Below are 15,678 nucleotides of genomic sequence, written 5' to 3'. Positions count from 1 at the left end.
CACTAGGCGGGGCTTTTTGCATTGCGCTAAGGCTTACAGACCGGCGGCAGCGCGCAGCTCGGCAACCTTGTCGGTCTTTTCCCAGGTGAAAGTGGTGAAGCTGTCGCCACCCACGGTCACTTCCTGAGGGGTACGGCCGAAGTGGCCGTAGGCCGCAGTGGCGCGGTACATCGGGTGCAGCAGGTCGAGCATCTTGGTGATGGCGTACGGACGCAGGTCGAACACTTCACGCACCAGCTGGATGATCTTGTCTTCGGCGATCTTGTGGGTGCCGAAGGTGTTGATCGAGATCGAGGTCGGCTGGGCCACGCCGATGGCGTAGGAAACCTGGATTTCGCAACGATCGGCCAGGCCGGCGGCGACGATGTTCTTCGCCACGTAGCGACCGGCGTAGGCGGCCGAACGGTCAACCTTGGATGGGTCCTTGCCGGAGAACGCGCCACCGCCGTGACGGGCCATGCCGCCGTAGGAGTCGACGATGATCTTGCGCCCGGTCAGGCCGCAGTCGCCCACCGGCCCGCCGATCACGAAGTTGCCGGTCGGGTTGATGTGGAACTGGGTGTCCTTGTGCAGCAGCTCGGCCGGCAGGGTGTGCTTGATGATCAGCTCCATCACCGCCTCACGCAGGTCGCTCAGGCTGACCTCCGGGTTGTGCTGGGTGGACAGCACCACGGCGTCGATGCCGACCACCTTGCCGTTCTCGTACTGGCAAGTGACCTGGCTCTTGGCGTCCGGGCGCAGCCACGGCAGCAGGCCGGACTTGCGCGCTTCGGCCTGGCGCTCGACGAGGGCGTGGGACAGGCGGATCGGCGCCGGCATCAGCACATCGGTTTCGTTGCTGGCGTAGCCGAACATCAGGCCCTGGTCGCCGGCACCCTGGTCTTCCGGCTTGGCGCGGTCGACACCCTGGTTGATGTCCGGGGATTGCTTGCCAATGATGTTCAGCACGCCGCAGGTGGCGCCGTCGAAACCGACGTCGGAGTTGGTGTAGCCGATGTCGCAGATCACGTCGCGGACGATCTGTTCCAGGTCGACCCAGGCGCTGGTGGTGACTTCGCCGGCGACGATGGCCACACCAGTCTTGACCAGGGTTTCCACAGCCACGCGGGCGTGTTTGTCCTGGGCGATGATGGCGTCGAGGACGGCATCGGAAATCTGGTCGGCGATCTTGTCCGGATGGCCTTCGGACACGGACTCGGAGGTAAACAGGGCGTATTCGCTCATTTCAAAATCCTATTCATACCTGGGTTTGCTTCGCATCCGGCTTGGCAAAGTGCCGTACCTGAATCTGAAAGCCGTTCTTGAGGCCCACATAGAGGCTCTCGCCGGGCGTGAGCCCCGCGGCATCGGCCCAACGGGCCAAGTCTTCCTGTTCGAAGCCGAGCCAGAGATCGCCGCAGGCCGTCCTGGCCCAACTCTGGTCATGGCTGCACAACTCGGTGATCAGCAGGCTGCCGGCCGGTTTGACCAGGCGCGCCAGCTGCTTCAGTGCCTCGGCCGGGGCGGCGAAATGGTGCAGGACCATGTTCACCACCACGCAGTCGGCGGCGCCGATTTCGTCGTTCAGGGCATCGGCGAGCTGCAGCTCGACATTGCCCAGTTGTTCTTGCTCACAGCGCTGGCGGGCCAGCTCGAGCATCGCCGCACTGTTGTCCAGCGCGGTCACGTGATGGAAGCGTCGCGCCAGTTCCGGCAGGAAACCGCCGTCGCCGGGGCCGACTTCGACTGCCGTGGCGCCGGCGGCAAAGCCCAGTGCATCGAGCAGGGCCAGCACGCTGTCGCGGTACTGCGGCAGGCCGGCGATCAGGTCCTGCTGGGCCTGGAACTTGTCCGCTGTCTTGGCGAAGAAGTCGCGGCTGGCGGCGGCGCGTTGCGCGTGCACGGCGGCGATGCGCGCCTGCACCTCGGCCGGTAGCTGCAGTTCGTCGACCTCCGCCAGCAGCGCGGCATGCAGGGTGCCGCCGAGCAGTTCGCTGTGCGGCAGGGCGCGACGGTAGAAGATCGCATTGCCTTCGCGGCGGGTGGCCACCAGGCCGGCCTGGGCCAGCACTTTGAGGTGGTGGCTCATGCCCGACTGGCCGATGGCGAAGATCTGCGCCAGTTCCAGCACGCCGAACGAGTCGTTGGTCAGCGCGCGCAGCACGTTCAGGCGCAGCGGATCGCCGCCGGCCTTGCACAGGGCGGCGAGCTCATCGGCTGGCTCGAAACGGAGCTGGGGCACGCGCATATTCATAGTGGCGGCAGTCTAGTCGGTCATTTTTCATCCAGCAACATCAATATCAAAACTTTTTGATATTGATGTTTGGGCGGATCGGCCGGCAGCTTTCGTCGATCTTTCATTGCCCCGCAGCGCCTGGCTGGGCGAAAATGCGCGCCTTTTTCCGCTTCTCTCATTTAGCAACAGTCCTTCCCAGGAGATTCAGCGATGTCCAGCCGTCGTGAGCGTGCCAATGCCATTCGTGCCCTCAGCATGGATGCTGTGCAGAAAGCCAACAGCGGCCACCCCGGTGCCCCCATGGGCATGGCGGACATCGCCGAAGTGCTGTGGCGCGACTACCTGCAGCACAACCCGCAGAACCCGAACTGGGCCGACCGCGACCGCTTCGTTCTGTCCAACGGCCACGGCTCGATGCTGATCTATTCGTTGCTGCACCTGACCGGCTACGACCTGGGCATCGACGATCTCAAGCAGTTCCGCCAGCTGCACAGCCGCACCCCGGGCCACCCGGAATACGGCTACACCCCGGGCGTCGAGACCACCACCGGCCCGCTGGGCCAGGGCATCGCCAACGCCGTCGGCTTCGCCCTCGCCGAAAAAGTCCTGGGCGCGCAGTTCAACCGTGACGGCCATGCCATCGTCGACCACTTCACCTACGCCTTCCTCGGCGACGGCTGCATGATGGAAGGCATCAGCCATGAAGTCTGCTCGCTGGCCGGCACCCTGGGCCTGGGCAAGCTGGTCGCCTTCTACGACGACAACGGCATCTCCATCGACGGCGAAGTGCATGGCTGGTTCACCGACGACACCCCGGCACGCTTCGAAGCCTACGGCTGGCAGGTGATCCGCAATGTCGACGGCCACGATGCCGAAGAGATCAAGATCGCCATCGAGACCGCGCGCAAGTCCAGCGACCGGCCGACCCTGATCTGCTGCAAGACCGTGATCGGCTTCGGTTCGCCGAACAAGGGTGGCAAGGAAGAGTGCCACGGCGCACCTCTGGGCAATGACGAGATCGCCGCCACTCGCGCGCAGCTCGGCTGGAGCCACGGCCCGTTCGAGATCCCTTCGGAGATCTACGCCGAGTGGGACGCCAAGGAAGCCGGCGCCGCCCGCGAAGCCGCCTGGAACGACAAGTTCGCTGCCTACGCCGTCGCCCATCCCGAGCTGGCTGCCGAGTTCAAGCGCCGGGTTGCCGGTGAACTGCCGGCCGACTTCGCCGAGAAAGCCGCTGCCTACATCAAGGACGTCGCCGAGAAGGGCGAAACCATCGCCAGTCGCAAGGCCAGCCAGAACGCGCTGAATGCCTTCGGCCCGCTGCTGCCGGAATTCCTCGGCGGCTCGGCTGACCTCGCCGGCTCCAACCTGACCCTGTGGAAAGGCTGCAAGGGCGTGTCTGCAGAAGACGCCTCCGGCAACTATATGTTCTACGGCGTGCGCGAGTTCGGCATGAGCGCGATCATGAACGGCGTGGCCCTGCACGGTGGTTTCATCCCCTACGGCGCGACCTTCCTGATTTTCATGGAATACGCACGCAACGCCGTGCGCATGGCTTCGCTGATGAAGCAGCGCGTGCTGTTCGTGTTCACCCACGACTCCATCGGCCTCGGTGAAGACGGCCCGACCCACCAGCCGATCGAGCAGCTGGCCAGCCTGCGTGGCACGCCGAACCTCGACACCTGGCGCCCGGCCGACGCGGTGGAATCCGCAGTGGCCTGGAAATACGCCATTGAGCGCGCCGACGGCCCGTCCGCGCTGATCTTCAGCCGGCAGAACCTGCCGCACCAGGCGCGCGACGCCCAGCAGCTGGCCGACGTGGCCCGTGGTGCCTACGTGCTCAAGGACTGCGCCGGCGAGCCGGAGCTGATCCTGATCGCCACCGGTTCGGAAGTCGGTCTGGCCGTGCAGGCCTACGACAAACTGACCGCGCAAGGCCGCAAGGTGCGCGTGGTGTCGATGCCGTCGACCAGCGTGTTCGACCAGCAGGATGCGAGCTACAAGCAGGCCGTGCTGCCGCTGCAGGTGGGCGCGCGCATCGCCATCGAGGCCTCGCACGCGGACTACTGGTACAAGTACGTGGGCCTGGAAGGGCGCATCATCGGCATGACCACCTTCGGTGAGTCCGCCCCGGCGCCGGCGCTGTTCGAGGAGTTCGGCTTCACCGTCGAGAATCTCCTGGAAACCGCCGAAGAGCTGCTGGACGCCTGACGGACTGTGTAGGAGCGAGCTTGCTCGCGATGCTCAAACATTGATCGCGAGCAAGCTCGCTCCTACAGGTTGACTGCAATCGTGCCCAACATGCCCAACGCCCGCCCCTATAAAGTCGCCCTCAACGGCTACGGCCGTATCGGTCGTTGCGTGCTGCGCGCTTTACACGAGCGTGGCGCGGCGGCCGGTTTCGAGATCGTCGCGTTGAACGACCTGGCCGACCAGGCCAGCATCGAATACCTGACCCGTTTCGACTCCACCCACGGCCGTTTCCCCGGCGAAGTACGGGTCGAGGGCGATTGCTTGCATATCAATGGCAACTGCGTGCAGGTGCTGCGTCAGGCCACGCCTGAAGCCGTCGACTGGGCCGCGCTGGATATCGACCTGGTGCTGGAGTGCTCCGGCGTCTACCACAGTCGCGCCGATGCCGAGCGCTTCCTGGCGGCGGGTGCGCCGCGCGTGCTGTTCTCCCAGCCGATGGCCAGCGAAGCGGATATCGATGCCACCGTGGTGTTCGGTGTCAATCAGGCCTGCCTGACAGGCGCCGAGAAGCTGGTGTCGAACGCCTCCTGCACCACCAACTGCGGGGTGCCGTTGCTCAAGCTGCTCAACGAGGCGGTGGGTCTGGAGTATGTCTCCATCACCACCATCCACTCAGCGATGAATGACCAGCCGGTGATCGACGCCTACCACCATGAAGACCTGCGCCGTACGCGCTCGGCCTTCCAGTCGGTGATCCCGGTATCCACCGGCCTGGCCCGCGGTATCGAGCGCCTGCTGCCGGAACTGACCGGGCGCATCCAGGCCAAGGCCATCCGCGTGCCGACGGTCAACGTGTCCTGCCTGGATATCACCCTGCAGACCGCTCGCGACACCAGTGCCGAAGAGATCAACCGGGTACTGCGCGAGGCCGCCACCAGCGGCCCGCTCCAGGGCCTGCTGGCCTACACCGAGCTGCCCCACGCCAGCTGCGACTTCAACCACGACGCCCATTCGGCGATTGTCGATGGCAGCCAGACCCGCGTGTCCGGCCCGCGCCTGGTGAACCTGCTGGCCTGGTTCGACAACGAGTGGGGGTTTGCCAACCGCATGCTCGACGTTGCCCAACATTTCCTTGATGTTTCTGCCTGTTCCACCGAACAGAAAGCCACTAACCAGCCCCTTGTGAAGGACTGACCATGACTGTTTTGAAGATGACCGACCTCGACCTCGCCGGTAAGCGCGTGCTGATCCGCGAAGACCTCAACGTGCCGGTAAAAGACGGCGTGGTGAAGAGCGACGCGCGCATCCTCGCTTCCCTGCCGACCATCAAACTGGCCCTGGAGAAGGGCGCGGCAGTCATGGTCTGCTCGCACCTGGGTCGTCCGACCGAGGGCGAGTTCAGCGCAGAGAACAGCCTGGCACCGGTAGCTGCCTACCTGAGCAAGGCCCTCGGTCGTGACGTGCCGCTGGTGGCCGACTACCTCGGTGGCATCGACGTGCAGCCGGGCCAGGTCGTGCTGTTCGAGAACGTGCGCTTCAACAAGGGTGAGAAGAAAAACGCCGATGAACTGGCCCAGCAGTACGCCGCCCTGTGCGACGTGTTTGTCATGGACGCCTTCGGCACCGCCCACCGCGCCGAGGGCTCTACCCATGGCGTGGCCAAGTTCGCCAAGGTCGCCGCTGCCGGCCCGCTGCTGGCGGCCGAGCTGGACGCCCTGGGCAAGGCCCTGGGCAACCCGGCCAAGCCGATGGCAGCGATCGTCGCCGGCTCCAAGGTGTCGACCAAGCTCGACGTACTGAACAGCCTGAGCCAGATCTGCGACCAGCTGATCGTCGGCGGCGGCATCGCCAACACCTTCCTCGCTGCCGCCGGTTTCCCGGTCGGCAAGTCGCTGTACGAGGCCGACCTGATCGACACCGCCAAGGCCATCGCCGCCAAGGTCAGCGTGCCGCTGCCGGTTGACGTGGTAGTGGCCAAGGCCTTCGCCGAAGACGCCGAAGCCACCGTCAAACTGGTGTCCGACGTGGCCGAGGACGACATGATCCTCGACATTGGCCCGCAAACTGCTGCGCAGTTCGCCGAGCTGCTGAAGTCGTCGAAGACCATCCTGTGGAACGGTCCGGTCGGCGTGTTCGAATTCGACCAGTTCGGCAACGGCACCAAGGTCCTGGCCCAGGCCATCGCCGAAAGCCCGGCGTTCTCCATCGCCGGTGGTGGCGACACCCTGGCCGCCATCGACAAATACGGCGTCGGCGCACAGATCAGCTATATCTCCACCGGTGGTGGCGCCTTCCTCGAGTTCGTCGAGGGCAAGGTGCTGCCGGCCGTGGCAGTGCTGGAACAACGCGCCAAGGCCTGAGTTGTCACTCTATAGCAGTGCGGTAGCCCGGATGTAATCCGGGAGAACCTTGAGGCAACCCGGATTGCATCCGGGCTACGGATTGAATAGAGGCCAGGCAGCCCCCTGGTCTCCAATAACTTGAATAGCGCCTGCCCCTGCGGCAGGCTTGCACGATTAACGAGCCCCACCGGGAGAAAGAACACCATGGCACTTATCAGCATGCGCCAGATGCTCGACCACGCCGCCGAATTCGGCTACGGCGTGCCGGCCTTCAACGTCAACAACCTCGAGCAGATGCGCGCGATCATGGAAGCGGCCGACAAGACCGATTCCCCGGTGATCGTCCAGGCTTCCGCCGGCGCCCGCAAATACGCCGGTGCGCCGTTCCTGCGCCACCTGATCCTGGCCGCCATCGAAGAATTCCCGCACATCCCGGTGTGCATGCACCAGGACCACGGCACCAGCCCGGACGTGTGCCAGCGCTCGATCCAGCTGGGCTTCAGCTCGGTGATGATGGACGGCTCGCTGAAAGAAGACGGCAAGACCCCGGCCGACTACGACTACAACGTCGCCGTCACCCAGCAGACCGTGGCATTCGCCCACGCCTGCGGCGTGTCGGTGGAAGGTGAGCTGGGCTGCCTGGGCAGCCTGGAAACCGGCATGGCCGGCGAAGAAGACGGCGTTGGCGCCGAAGGCGTGCTCGATCACAGCCAGATGCTGACCGACCCGGAAGAAGCCGCCGACTTCGTCAAGCGCACCCAGGTCGATGCCCTGGCCATCGCTATCGGCACCAGCCACGGCGCCTACAAGTTCACCAAGCCGCCGACCGGTGACATCCTCGCCATCGACCGCATCAAGGAAATCCACAAGCGCATCCCCAACACCCACCTGGTGATGCACGGCTCTTCCTCGGTACCGCAAGAGTGGCTGGCGATCATCAACCAGTACGGCGGCGACATCAAAGAAACCTACGGCGTGCCGGTCGAAGAAATCGTCGAAGGCATCAAGTACGGCGTGCGCAAGGTCAACATCGACACCGACCTGCGCCTGGCGTCCACCGGTGCCATGCGCCGCCTGATGGCCACCAACCCGAGCGAGTTCGACCCGCGCAAATTCTTCGGTGCCACCGTCACCGCCATGCGCGACATCTGCATCGCCCGCTACGAAGCCTTCGGCACCGCCGGCAATGCCTCCAAGATCAAACCGATCTCCCTGGAAGGCATGTTCCAGCGCTACGCCAAGGGCGAGCTGACCGCCAAGGTCAACTAAGAACCAGGTTCTAAATTACCGCGCTGTCACCAAGAGCCCCGCCATGCGGGGCTCTTGCGTATCAGGGGCAAAGCTGTAGGAGCGAGCTCTGCTCGCGAAGCTTCTGAGGCGCTGCTTCGCGAGCAGAGCTCGCTCCTACGATGCCGATGCCGGAGTACACGCCATGAAGTCAGCCATTGCCACATTCTGCGTTGTTCTGTTGCTGGCGGGCTGTATGCAGCAGCCCGCTGTCGTTGCTCCTGCGCCAGCCCCCACGCCGTTGGCAACCGACCCACAGCAGTGCCTGAGCCAGGCCGAATGCACCACCAAGACCTCACGCACCCTGCTGTTCGTCTTCGACTATGCAGCTGCCGGTGGTGCTCTGGTGCAACGCCAGGAGCGCCTGCTGTTCACCCCGGCGGATGCGCCACGGAGCGAGTGGCCGGCCATCTACATCCGCCTGGCCGAGCCCATGAGCGGGCGCTTCGACTTCAATGCCGAGTGCCAGACGCCAAGCTGTCGCTACAGCACCGCGCAGTTGCTGCAGGTCTATCGCGACTATCTGGCTGGCAAGCCAGGTGGCTTTTCCCGACCTTAGGCCCAGCCAGGCGGAGAATGACGGGGATGGGGAATCACGGCGAGCAGACCCATTGCTGGGCACTCTTGTCGTAATGGGCCGCCGTCACCCTGCGCCCGCTGTCGTTGTGCTGCAGGCAGAAGTTCTTGTAGAACGTGGCTCGATTGCCTCTCTTCAGATCGGAGCCGGCCAATGTCACGCTGTACAGACCATCCACCAGCGGCTTGGCTGCCTGGCTTGGGTTGAAGTGTGCAATGCGCTCGCCATAGGCAATGCAGGTGTTGCCGGTGAGCGGCAGTGCGTGTTCCGGGTCTGCCGCACTAATTGCCCAGTACGAGCCGGGGGCGGCACCGGTCACTTGGATGGCATGCACCACGACCTGGCCTGCATCGACCTTGAGCGTGCGGTTGAAGAACAGCCCCGCTGACTTGAACTCGGTCCCACCAAAGCACAGCCGATCATTGGCGATCCAGACGTTGGCGTCGCCATCGAACAGGCGCGACATGGCCTGACTGCTGAGGCTGAGCAGGCACAGGCTGACCAGTATCGGCCACTTAGGGGCGTGCGTTGGCATTGCTGGGATCCTTGAGAAAGTCGGCTAGTACCAGGTTGAACAGGCTACGGTCACGCACTTGGCGCCCGCTATTCGATAACGCGCTGAGGCCGCTGGAGAGGGCATAGTGGTCGGCGATGATGTCGCCCTGCTGTTCCATGTTGTAGTCCTGCAACTTTTTCGTGGCATCCAGGGTGTATTGGTACGGGTCGCCCAGCAGTCCCCAGAGACTGCCAGGGTGCAGCAACATGCCATGCAGCTTGACCCAGTAACCCAACTGGTGCTGCCAGACATGAACCATCTCGTGCATGAACCAGTGCTTGTATTCATCCTGCTTGGCGCTTGAGAAGTCTTCCTGGAAATATGATCGCAGTGTTGTCCGGCTGCAGTCCAAACGGCAGGTATTCATCGCGATGCACCTTGACCTTGGTGTAGTCGATGGAGTCTTGGAAAATCGAGCGAGCCATGGCGATTTCACCGCTGGGGAGTGGGAGTTTTTCGGCCAGCGCTTGTCCTGTATCTGGCGCGCTTCATCTAGAACGATCGTGCATCACGTTCGTCTGATAAAACCCTGCGCTACTCGCGCCGCCATCAAGCCCTCGATACAGATCCCGATACAGTGGCATCTCCATCTAGACTCTTTGCAGGAGCGTGTAGAAGAGGGACCGCTGTACGGCATCGCACAGACCGGCACGAGCCGGCAGGTGGTGAGGTGTTGCATTACATCCACCGAAGCATTCGCAGATCGAGAGCCAGGAGTGAACAATGAGTTCGCTTAAAACAATTCAGGCCCGCTACACCCTTATCTTCATTGCCTTTATCGCCGTGATCTTTGTCCTGACCGAAGAGGGCATTCGCCATCTCATCACGCCCAAGCTGAAGGCCTCGGAAGAGCAGCTGGTGCTGGACAAGGTCAACAGGATCGCCGAGACCATCCTCTTCGAGCTGGCCAAGGTCGAGGCGCAGTCGCGCAGCATCACCCAGACCATTCCACTGCTCGACAGCGCCAGCATCGATACCGTGGTGCCCGGCCTGGTCGACCAGTACGGTGATCCCAAGGTGTTCGGCGGCGGTATCTGGCCGCTGCCGCAGCAGCGCTCCGAGCGCGACAAGCACAGCACCTTCTTCCACCGCGACGGTAGCGGCAAGATGACGGTGAACACCTACTGGAACTCCGACGAGTCGCTCAAGTACTACGAGCAGCCCTGGCACCGCGCCGGCATGCAGGCCCCGCGCGGCCACTGCGCCTGGGCCGCGGCCTACAAGGACGACGCCAGCGCCCAACCACGCACCAACTGCGCCATGGCCATCAGCAAGGACGGTGCGCCGTTCGGCGTGTCGACCATCGACGTGACCCTGGGCTTCTTCAACAACCTGGTGGCCGAGAAGGAAAAGGAAATCCACGGCGAGGTGATGATCGTCGAGCCGGACGGCAAGATCCTCAGCAACCAGTCGCGTATCGGCGGCGAGATCGTGCTGAAGAACGTTTCCGAGCTGGCTCGCCAGTCGTTGTTCGTCAACGAGATCCAGGAAGGCCTGGGCCAGATCGGCCGCGACGCCTTGTTCAAGCACCAGTTCCAGGCCGAGGACGGCGATGACTGGACCTTCTACCTGCAGCCGATCGAGGGCACGCCCTGGCTGCTGGCCGCGGCGCTGCCGACCCACCTGCTCACCGAGAACAGTGCCGGCGTGCTGAAAACCCTGGCCACCCTGCAGATTCCTCTGGTGATCCTGTTGCTGGCGATGATGCTGTTTTCCATCCGCCAGCTGATGCAGCGCCTGCATGTGCTGCGCGGCAATATCGACTCGTTGTCCGCCGGCGATGCCGACCTGACCCGGCGCATCGCCCTCAAGGGCGAGGACGAGATGGACGCGGTGGGCAGCTCGGTCAACCGCTTTATCGCCTACCTGCAGAACATGATCGCTGATGTCACCCAGGCTTCCGCGGTGATCGCCGAAGAGCTGGCGCAGCTCCAGCAGCAGTCGCGCCACACCAACGAAGTGCTGACCCGCCACGCCTCGGAAACCGACCAGGCGGTGACGGCCATCACCGAGATGAGCTCCACCGCCGACACCGTGGCGCAGAGCGCGACCGAGACCGCCAGCTTCACCCGCGATGCCAACGACAAGGCCGAACAGTCCCGTGTGGTAGTGGCCGAGGCCTCGACCAGCGTGCTGGCCCTGGTCGATGAGGTGGAAAGCGCCACCGCGCGCGTGCAGGAGATGCAGCAGGACGCCCAGCGCATCAACGATGTGCTCGGGGTGATCGGCGAAATTGCCGGGCAGACCAACCTGCTGGCGCTCAACGCCGCCATCGAGGCGGCGCGTGCCGGTGAGCAGGGCCGTGGCTTCGCCGTGGTCGCCGACGAAGTGCGTGCCCTGGCCGGGCGGACCCAGCAGAGCACCTCGGAGATCAACGAGATGCTCAGCAAGCTGCAGCAGGGCGTCAGCTCTGCCGTGCAGGCCATGGAGAAGACCAAGGCCAGCTGCCAGGCCACGGCGGACAAGACCTCGCGGGTCAACGTCGGCCTCGACGACATGGCCTCTTCGGTCGGGCGCATCCACGACCTCAGCGCGCAGATCGCCACGGCTGCCGAGGAGCAGAGCGCGGTGACCGAGGAGATCAACCAGAACATGGTTGCCATCCGCCACATGGTCGATGACCTGGTCAGCAGCGGGCAGCAGGCGGACAAGAGCACCGATGCGCTGCTCGCCTCCAACCGCCGCCTGGTCGAGCTGGTCAACCGCTTCAAGGTGCGCTGAGTGGTCACTGCCCACGGGTGCCGCGCGGCCCCGTGGGCGGTAGACTGGTGACCCGTACCCGCAGTACCGCCCGATGACCGCGCTCAGATACCTCCAGGCCTACCCGATGCACCTGCAGCAGCAGGTGATGCATATGATCGCCGACGGCCGTCTCGGTGATTACCTGACCACGCGCTATCCGGCGCGCCACCAGATCCAGAGCGACAAGGCCCTGTATGCCTACACCCTGGGGCTCAAGCAGGAGCATCTGCGTAACGCGCCGAACATCGACAAGGTGCTCTACGACAACCGCCTCGATCTGACCCACCGCGCCCTCGGCCTGCACACGGCGGTATCGCGGGTGCAGGGCGGCAAGCTCAAGGCGAAGAAGGAGATCCGCGTGGCCGCGCTGTTCAAGGAGGCGGCGCCGGAATTCCTGCAGATGATCGTGGTGCATGAGCTGGCGCACCTGAAGGAATACGACCACAACAAGGCCTTCTACAAGCTCTGCGAATACATGCTGCCGGGCTACCACCAGCTGGAATTCGACCTGCGCGTGTACCTGACCTGGCGTGAGCTGGTGGCGCCGAACTGACTGCAAGGAATCACTCATGGACGAGATCAATCCGTACGCCCCGCCGGGCAGTGAACTGGCTCGTGTCGACAGCGGACTGCTACCGCGTGGCTATAGCGCCTATCAGTGGTTCAGCCGCAGTTACGCTGCGCTGGTTTCCCTGATCTACCTGTATGTGCTCTGGGAGGGCAGAGCGGGGTTGCTGGAGCTGGCCATCATGCTGCTGATGCTGGGCTTGCCGACGTTGCTGTACGGTTTGCTGGTGAGCCGTCGGCACGTGGCTTTTGTGTGCTGCGCGGTCTTGCAGCTGCTCTTGCTGGTGTTCCTGTTCATTCTCAACATCGAGCGTGTTGGCAACGCTGTCGCCATGAGCAAGCAGCTCGCCGCCTGGTCATTTGCCTTAATCAGCCTGCTGTCCCTGCTCGCCAGCTGTCACTTCCACTGGCGTCTGCGGCGCTCGTCGTACAAGAACTGAGCAGCAGGACGCAGCCCACGGCTGGCAGGGCCCCGGCGGGATCATGCGCAGGTTATCCACAGAGTCATCCCCGCCAGCTGTGCATAACGTATCCGACCAGCGTCAGCACCAGGCTGCTGGCCAGGCACTATGGTTAAGGTATGCCCTTGGCAATGGAACCTCCTTCACGCGCAAGGCCGCGTCTTCTCGCGGAGTACAGCTCATGAGTAGTTCAACGCTCAGCATCGAACAGCTGAGCAGCTTCAGCCCGATGGACTTCCTCACCCCGCAGTACCGCCAGCAGCTGCATGCCAGCCTCAAGTACGTGCAGCGGCCGGCAGGCACGCTGTTGTTGCAGAAGGGTGAGCGCTCGTTGGCGCAGTACTACTTGCTCAGCGGTAAGGTGGCGGTGGACGCCGGCCATGCCAAGCAGACCTTCGAAGGCGGCTCGCCGCAGGCGCATATGCCGCTTAACGGCAGTCAGCCCAATCCCGCCACGGTCAAGGCGCTGACCGATATCAGTCTGTTTGCCGTCGAGCACCAGTTGCTCGAGCGCCTGCTTGGCTGGAGCCAGGAGGCGGCCTACCAGGTCAACAGCCTGGGCGGTGGCATGCTGGTGGAAGAGGATGACGGTGAGGACTGGCTGGCGCGTCTGCTCGGCACCCCGCTGTTCGGCCGCCTGGCGCCCTCGCACCTGCATGCCCTGCTGGCGCGCTTCGAGTATGTCGAGGCCAAGGCCGGTGACAACGTGGTCAGCTACGGTGAGCCGGGCGAGCACTTCTATGTGATCAAACGCGGGCGGGCGCGTATCAACCTGCCCACGGCCTATCGCGAGCAACCCACGCAAACCCTGGAGTGTGGCGACTTCTTCGGCGAGGAGGCGCTGGTCAGTGGCTCGGTGCGTTCGGCCAGCGTGACCATGCTCGAAGATGGCGAGCTGGCGCGCCTGCACCGTGACGACTTCGTCGAGCTGGTGCGGCCGACCCTGATCCCGCGCATCAGCGACAAGGAGTTGGAAAAAATCGGCCAGCAGGCCGGGCGCAAGTACCTGCTGCTCGATGTGCGCCTGGCTGTCGAGTACCGCCTGGGCCATCTGCCGGAAAGCTTCAACCTGCCGGTGGCCAACCTGCGCACCCATGCCGACAGCCTCGATCGCGCGACCTGTTATGTGGTGACCCCGGAAGGCGGCATCCGCAGCGAACTGGCCGTACACCTGCTCAACCAGCTCGGCTTCGACGCCTACCTGCTCGGTGAGGCTTCTTCGGCCGCGGCCTGAGCCTAGCGCTGCCGGCAGGCCCAGAAGAACCTGCTGGCAGCGCCCCGGCCGGTCTACTCAGTCACGCTTTGCCGCCGACACACAGGCTATCGTTGGCTGCAGTCGGTTCGACTACCCTAGGTTGAGCCTTACGTATTACCCCGAGGCCTGATTGGCAACATGCGCTGCTTCCCACGTTACCTTTTGGCTGCTGTGCTCGGCCTGTTGCTCGGCGGGCCGGCGCAGGCCCGCCAATGGTTGGTAGTCGGTACCCACTTCCCGCAAGTCTATGAGCGCACGGCCGAGGGCCATTTCATCGGCCTGGCACCTGCCGTACTACGCCGCCTGGCGGTCGAGCTGGGCGACAACCTGCGTTTCGAGCTGCATCCCTGGGCGCGGGCGCAACTCATGGTTGAACTGGGTCAGGCGGATATCCTCGTCGGCCCCTACCGCAACGCCGAGCGCGAGGCGCGTTTTGCCTTCGCGGCCGAACCCTTTTACCAGGACAGCATGGTGCTCTTCGCCCGCCGCGGTCATGAACCGCCCTGGGACGGGCTCTACCAGAACCTGCAGGGGCGGAGGATTGCGGTGGTGCGTGGCTGGACCTACGGCGGGCAGTTCGAGCAGGCTCGCCAGCAGCTCAACCCGGTGGTGGTCGAGAGCGTGCAGAATGGCCTGCGCATGCTCGCCATCGGCCGCGTCGACCTGCTGGCCAGCAACCAGCGCAATACCCGGCCGTATCTGGCCGATCAGCAGCTTGCTGCACAGATACGAGAGCTGCAGCCGCAGCTGGATATCCAGCGCGGCTACTTCGCCTTCCCCCGTGACGCCAGGCACGCGGCGCTGCGCCAGCGCATCGATGAGCAGTTTCGTCAGTTCATCGCCAGCGGCCGGCTGGCCAGCCTGGGGCAGTCCCTCGGAGTGGCCGTTCCTTGACGGATGGGCCTCAGATCACCTGCATGATCTGCCAGCGCTGCGGGCCGCTGCTCACTTCGTCACCCGCGCCGAGCCCCAGCAGTTGCTGCCCGAGCGGTGCGCGCGGGGTGATCAACATGACCTCGCCCCATGCGCTCGGCAGTTTCAGACCGGCGCCATCGGGGCCGAGCAGCAGGCACTGGCGCCGCCCATCGGCTGTCTGCAGCAACACCAGGGCGCCGAGCTGAATGCCTTGTTCCTCGTCGAAGTCGCGCATCTGCAGGGTTCGCCAGGCGTGCAGGGCCTGGCGAATTTCCTCCACCCGCCGTGCTTGCCCGGCGGCCAGGTAGGAGGCCTCCAGGCCGAGGGTGTCGTACTTGTTCTCGGCGATGTTTTCTTCGTGCGTGGCCGCCTCATGGGCGGTTTGCGCGGCACGCACGGCCATGGCCAGATCGGCCTCCAGGTGCTCGCACACCTGTTGTTGCAGAAGGGTCTTGTCCATGGTCGCGGCGGGCAGTGAACGGGTGTGCAGGGTAGCAGGCCACCCTGGTCGGGGTCTTGTGCCCATGCGCTGGTCTAGACTCAGGCAGATTCCGCAAGGTGATCTCCC

Annotated in this window: 17 protein-coding genes; 10 read left to right on the top strand and 7 right to left on the bottom strand. The window is 64.2% G+C overall.

The window, feature by feature from the left end; all coding sequences use genetic code 11:
* Positions 1–33: 33 nt before the first annotated feature.
* The 3 genes from metK to HNE05_RS18685 are packed head-to-tail and all read right to left on the bottom strand — an operon-like array spanning position 34 to position 2,394.
* Positions 34–1,224 (bottom strand): methionine adenosyltransferase, encoded by a 1,191-nt coding sequence (gene metK / locus HNE05_RS18695; RefSeq protein ID WP_173210153.1) that lies wholly within the window; start codon positions 1,222–1,224, stop codon positions 34–36.
* A gap of 13 nt (positions 1,225–1,237) precedes the next feature.
* Complete coding sequence (locus tag HNE05_RS18690; protein WP_173210151.1) at positions 1,238–2,233, bottom strand: ArsR/SmtB family transcription factor; 996 nt, start codon at positions 2,231–2,233, stop codon at positions 1,238–1,240.
* A gap of 20 nt (positions 2,234–2,253) precedes the next feature.
* Entirely contained in the window at positions 2,254–2,394 is a 141-nt protein-coding gene (locus tag HNE05_RS18685) for a hypothetical protein (protein ID WP_173210149.1), read from the bottom strand.
* Between the two features lie 31 nt (positions 2,395–2,425).
* Between HNE05_RS18685 and tkt the strand changes: the two genes are divergently transcribed.
* The 5 genes from tkt to HNE05_RS18660 all read left to right on the top strand — a co-directional run bounded on the left by tkt (position 2,426) and on the right by HNE05_RS18660 (position 8,596).
* Complete coding sequence (tkt, locus tag HNE05_RS18680; RefSeq protein WP_173210147.1) at positions 2,426–4,426, top strand: transketolase; 2,001 nt, start codon at positions 2,426–2,428, stop codon at positions 4,424–4,426.
* Between the two features lie 90 nt (positions 4,427–4,516).
* Positions 4,517–5,602 carry an erythrose-4-phosphate dehydrogenase gene (gene epd, locus HNE05_RS18675; protein WP_173210145.1) on the top strand — a complete coding sequence of 362 codons (1,086 nt, stop codon included), beginning with the start codon at positions 4,517–4,519 and terminating at the stop codon, positions 5,600–5,602.
* A gap of 2 nt (positions 5,603–5,604) precedes the next feature.
* Positions 5,605–6,768 carry a phosphoglycerate kinase gene (locus tag HNE05_RS18670; protein ID WP_173210143.1) on the top strand — a complete coding sequence of 388 codons (1,164 nt, stop codon included), beginning with the start codon at positions 5,605–5,607 and terminating at the stop codon, positions 6,766–6,768.
* 186 nt (positions 6,769–6,954) lie between these two features.
* Entirely contained in the window at positions 6,955–8,019 is a 1,065-nt protein-coding gene (gene fba / locus HNE05_RS18665; RefSeq protein WP_173210141.1) for a class II fructose-bisphosphate aldolase, read from the top strand.
* Between the two features lie 214 nt (positions 8,020–8,233).
* A complete protein-coding gene (locus HNE05_RS18660; RefSeq protein WP_240008780.1) occupies positions 8,234–8,596 on the top strand; it encodes a hypothetical protein in 363 nt (120 codons plus the stop codon).
* A gap of 34 nt (positions 8,597–8,630) precedes the next feature.
* Here HNE05_RS18660 and HNE05_RS18655 read toward each other — a convergent pair whose 3' ends face one another.
* From HNE05_RS18655 to HNE05_RS18645, 3 genes are read right to left on the bottom strand one after another with little or no spacing between them, the layout of a single operon-like run.
* The gene (locus HNE05_RS18655) at positions 8,631–9,149 is read right to left on the bottom strand and encodes a hypothetical protein (RefSeq protein ID WP_173210137.1); all 519 of its coding nucleotides are present in this window, start codon (positions 9,147–9,149) and stop codon (positions 8,631–8,633) included.
* Positions 9,130–9,438 (bottom strand): hypothetical protein, encoded by a 309-nt coding sequence (locus tag HNE05_RS18650; RefSeq protein WP_173210135.1) that lies wholly within the window; start codon positions 9,436–9,438, stop codon positions 9,130–9,132. Before HNE05_RS18650 ends, HNE05_RS18655 begins: the two co-directional genes overlap by 20 nt.
* Positions 9,439–9,454: 16 nt before the next feature.
* The gene (locus HNE05_RS18645; protein WP_173210133.1) at positions 9,455–9,595 is read right to left on the bottom strand and encodes a hypothetical protein; all 141 of its coding nucleotides are present in this window, start codon (positions 9,593–9,595) and stop codon (positions 9,455–9,457) included.
* Positions 9,596–9,893: 298 nt separating this feature from the next.
* Here HNE05_RS18645 and HNE05_RS18640 point away from each other — a divergent pair, with 298 nt between their 5' ends.
* From HNE05_RS18640 to HNE05_RS18620, 5 genes are all read left to right on the top strand, one after another.
* On the top strand, positions 9,894–11,891 hold the full coding sequence (locus HNE05_RS18640; protein WP_173210132.1) for a methyl-accepting chemotaxis protein: 1,998 nt from the start codon (positions 9,894–9,896) through the stop codon (positions 11,889–11,891).
* Positions 11,892–11,964: 73 nt separating this feature from the next.
* Complete coding sequence (locus tag HNE05_RS18635; RefSeq protein ID WP_173210131.1) at positions 11,965–12,465, top strand: YgjP-like metallopeptidase domain-containing protein; 501 nt, start codon at positions 11,965–11,967, stop codon at positions 12,463–12,465.
* Between the two features lie 16 nt (positions 12,466–12,481).
* On the top strand, positions 12,482–12,919 hold the full coding sequence (locus HNE05_RS18630; RefSeq protein ID WP_173210129.1) for a hypothetical protein: 438 nt from the start codon (positions 12,482–12,484) through the stop codon (positions 12,917–12,919).
* Between the two features lie 202 nt (positions 12,920–13,121).
* Positions 13,122–14,174, top strand: a complete 1,053-nt coding sequence (locus tag HNE05_RS18625; RefSeq protein WP_173210127.1) for a cyclic nucleotide-binding domain-containing protein — start codon at positions 13,122–13,124, stop codon at positions 14,172–14,174.
* A 159-nt stretch (positions 14,175–14,333) separates the two neighbouring features.
* On the top strand, positions 14,334–15,089 hold the full coding sequence (locus tag HNE05_RS18620) for a substrate-binding periplasmic protein (RefSeq protein ID WP_173210125.1): 756 nt from the start codon (positions 14,334–14,336) through the stop codon (positions 15,087–15,089).
* A 10-nt stretch (positions 15,090–15,099) separates the two neighbouring features.
* On the opposite strand, the gene HNE05_RS18615 is transcribed toward HNE05_RS18620, so the two are convergent.
* Positions 15,100–15,570 carry a GreA/GreB family elongation factor gene (locus HNE05_RS18615; RefSeq protein WP_173210123.1) on the bottom strand — a complete coding sequence of 157 codons (471 nt, stop codon included), beginning with the start codon at positions 15,568–15,570 and terminating at the stop codon, positions 15,100–15,102.
* Positions 15,571–15,678 lie beyond the last annotated feature (108 nt).

The organism is Pseudomonas campi (assembly GCF_013200955.2).
Classification (GTDB): domain Bacteria; phylum Pseudomonadota; class Gammaproteobacteria; order Pseudomonadales; family Pseudomonadaceae; genus Aquipseudomonas; species Aquipseudomonas campi.
This window is presented reverse-complemented; position numbering and strand designations above follow the sequence as displayed.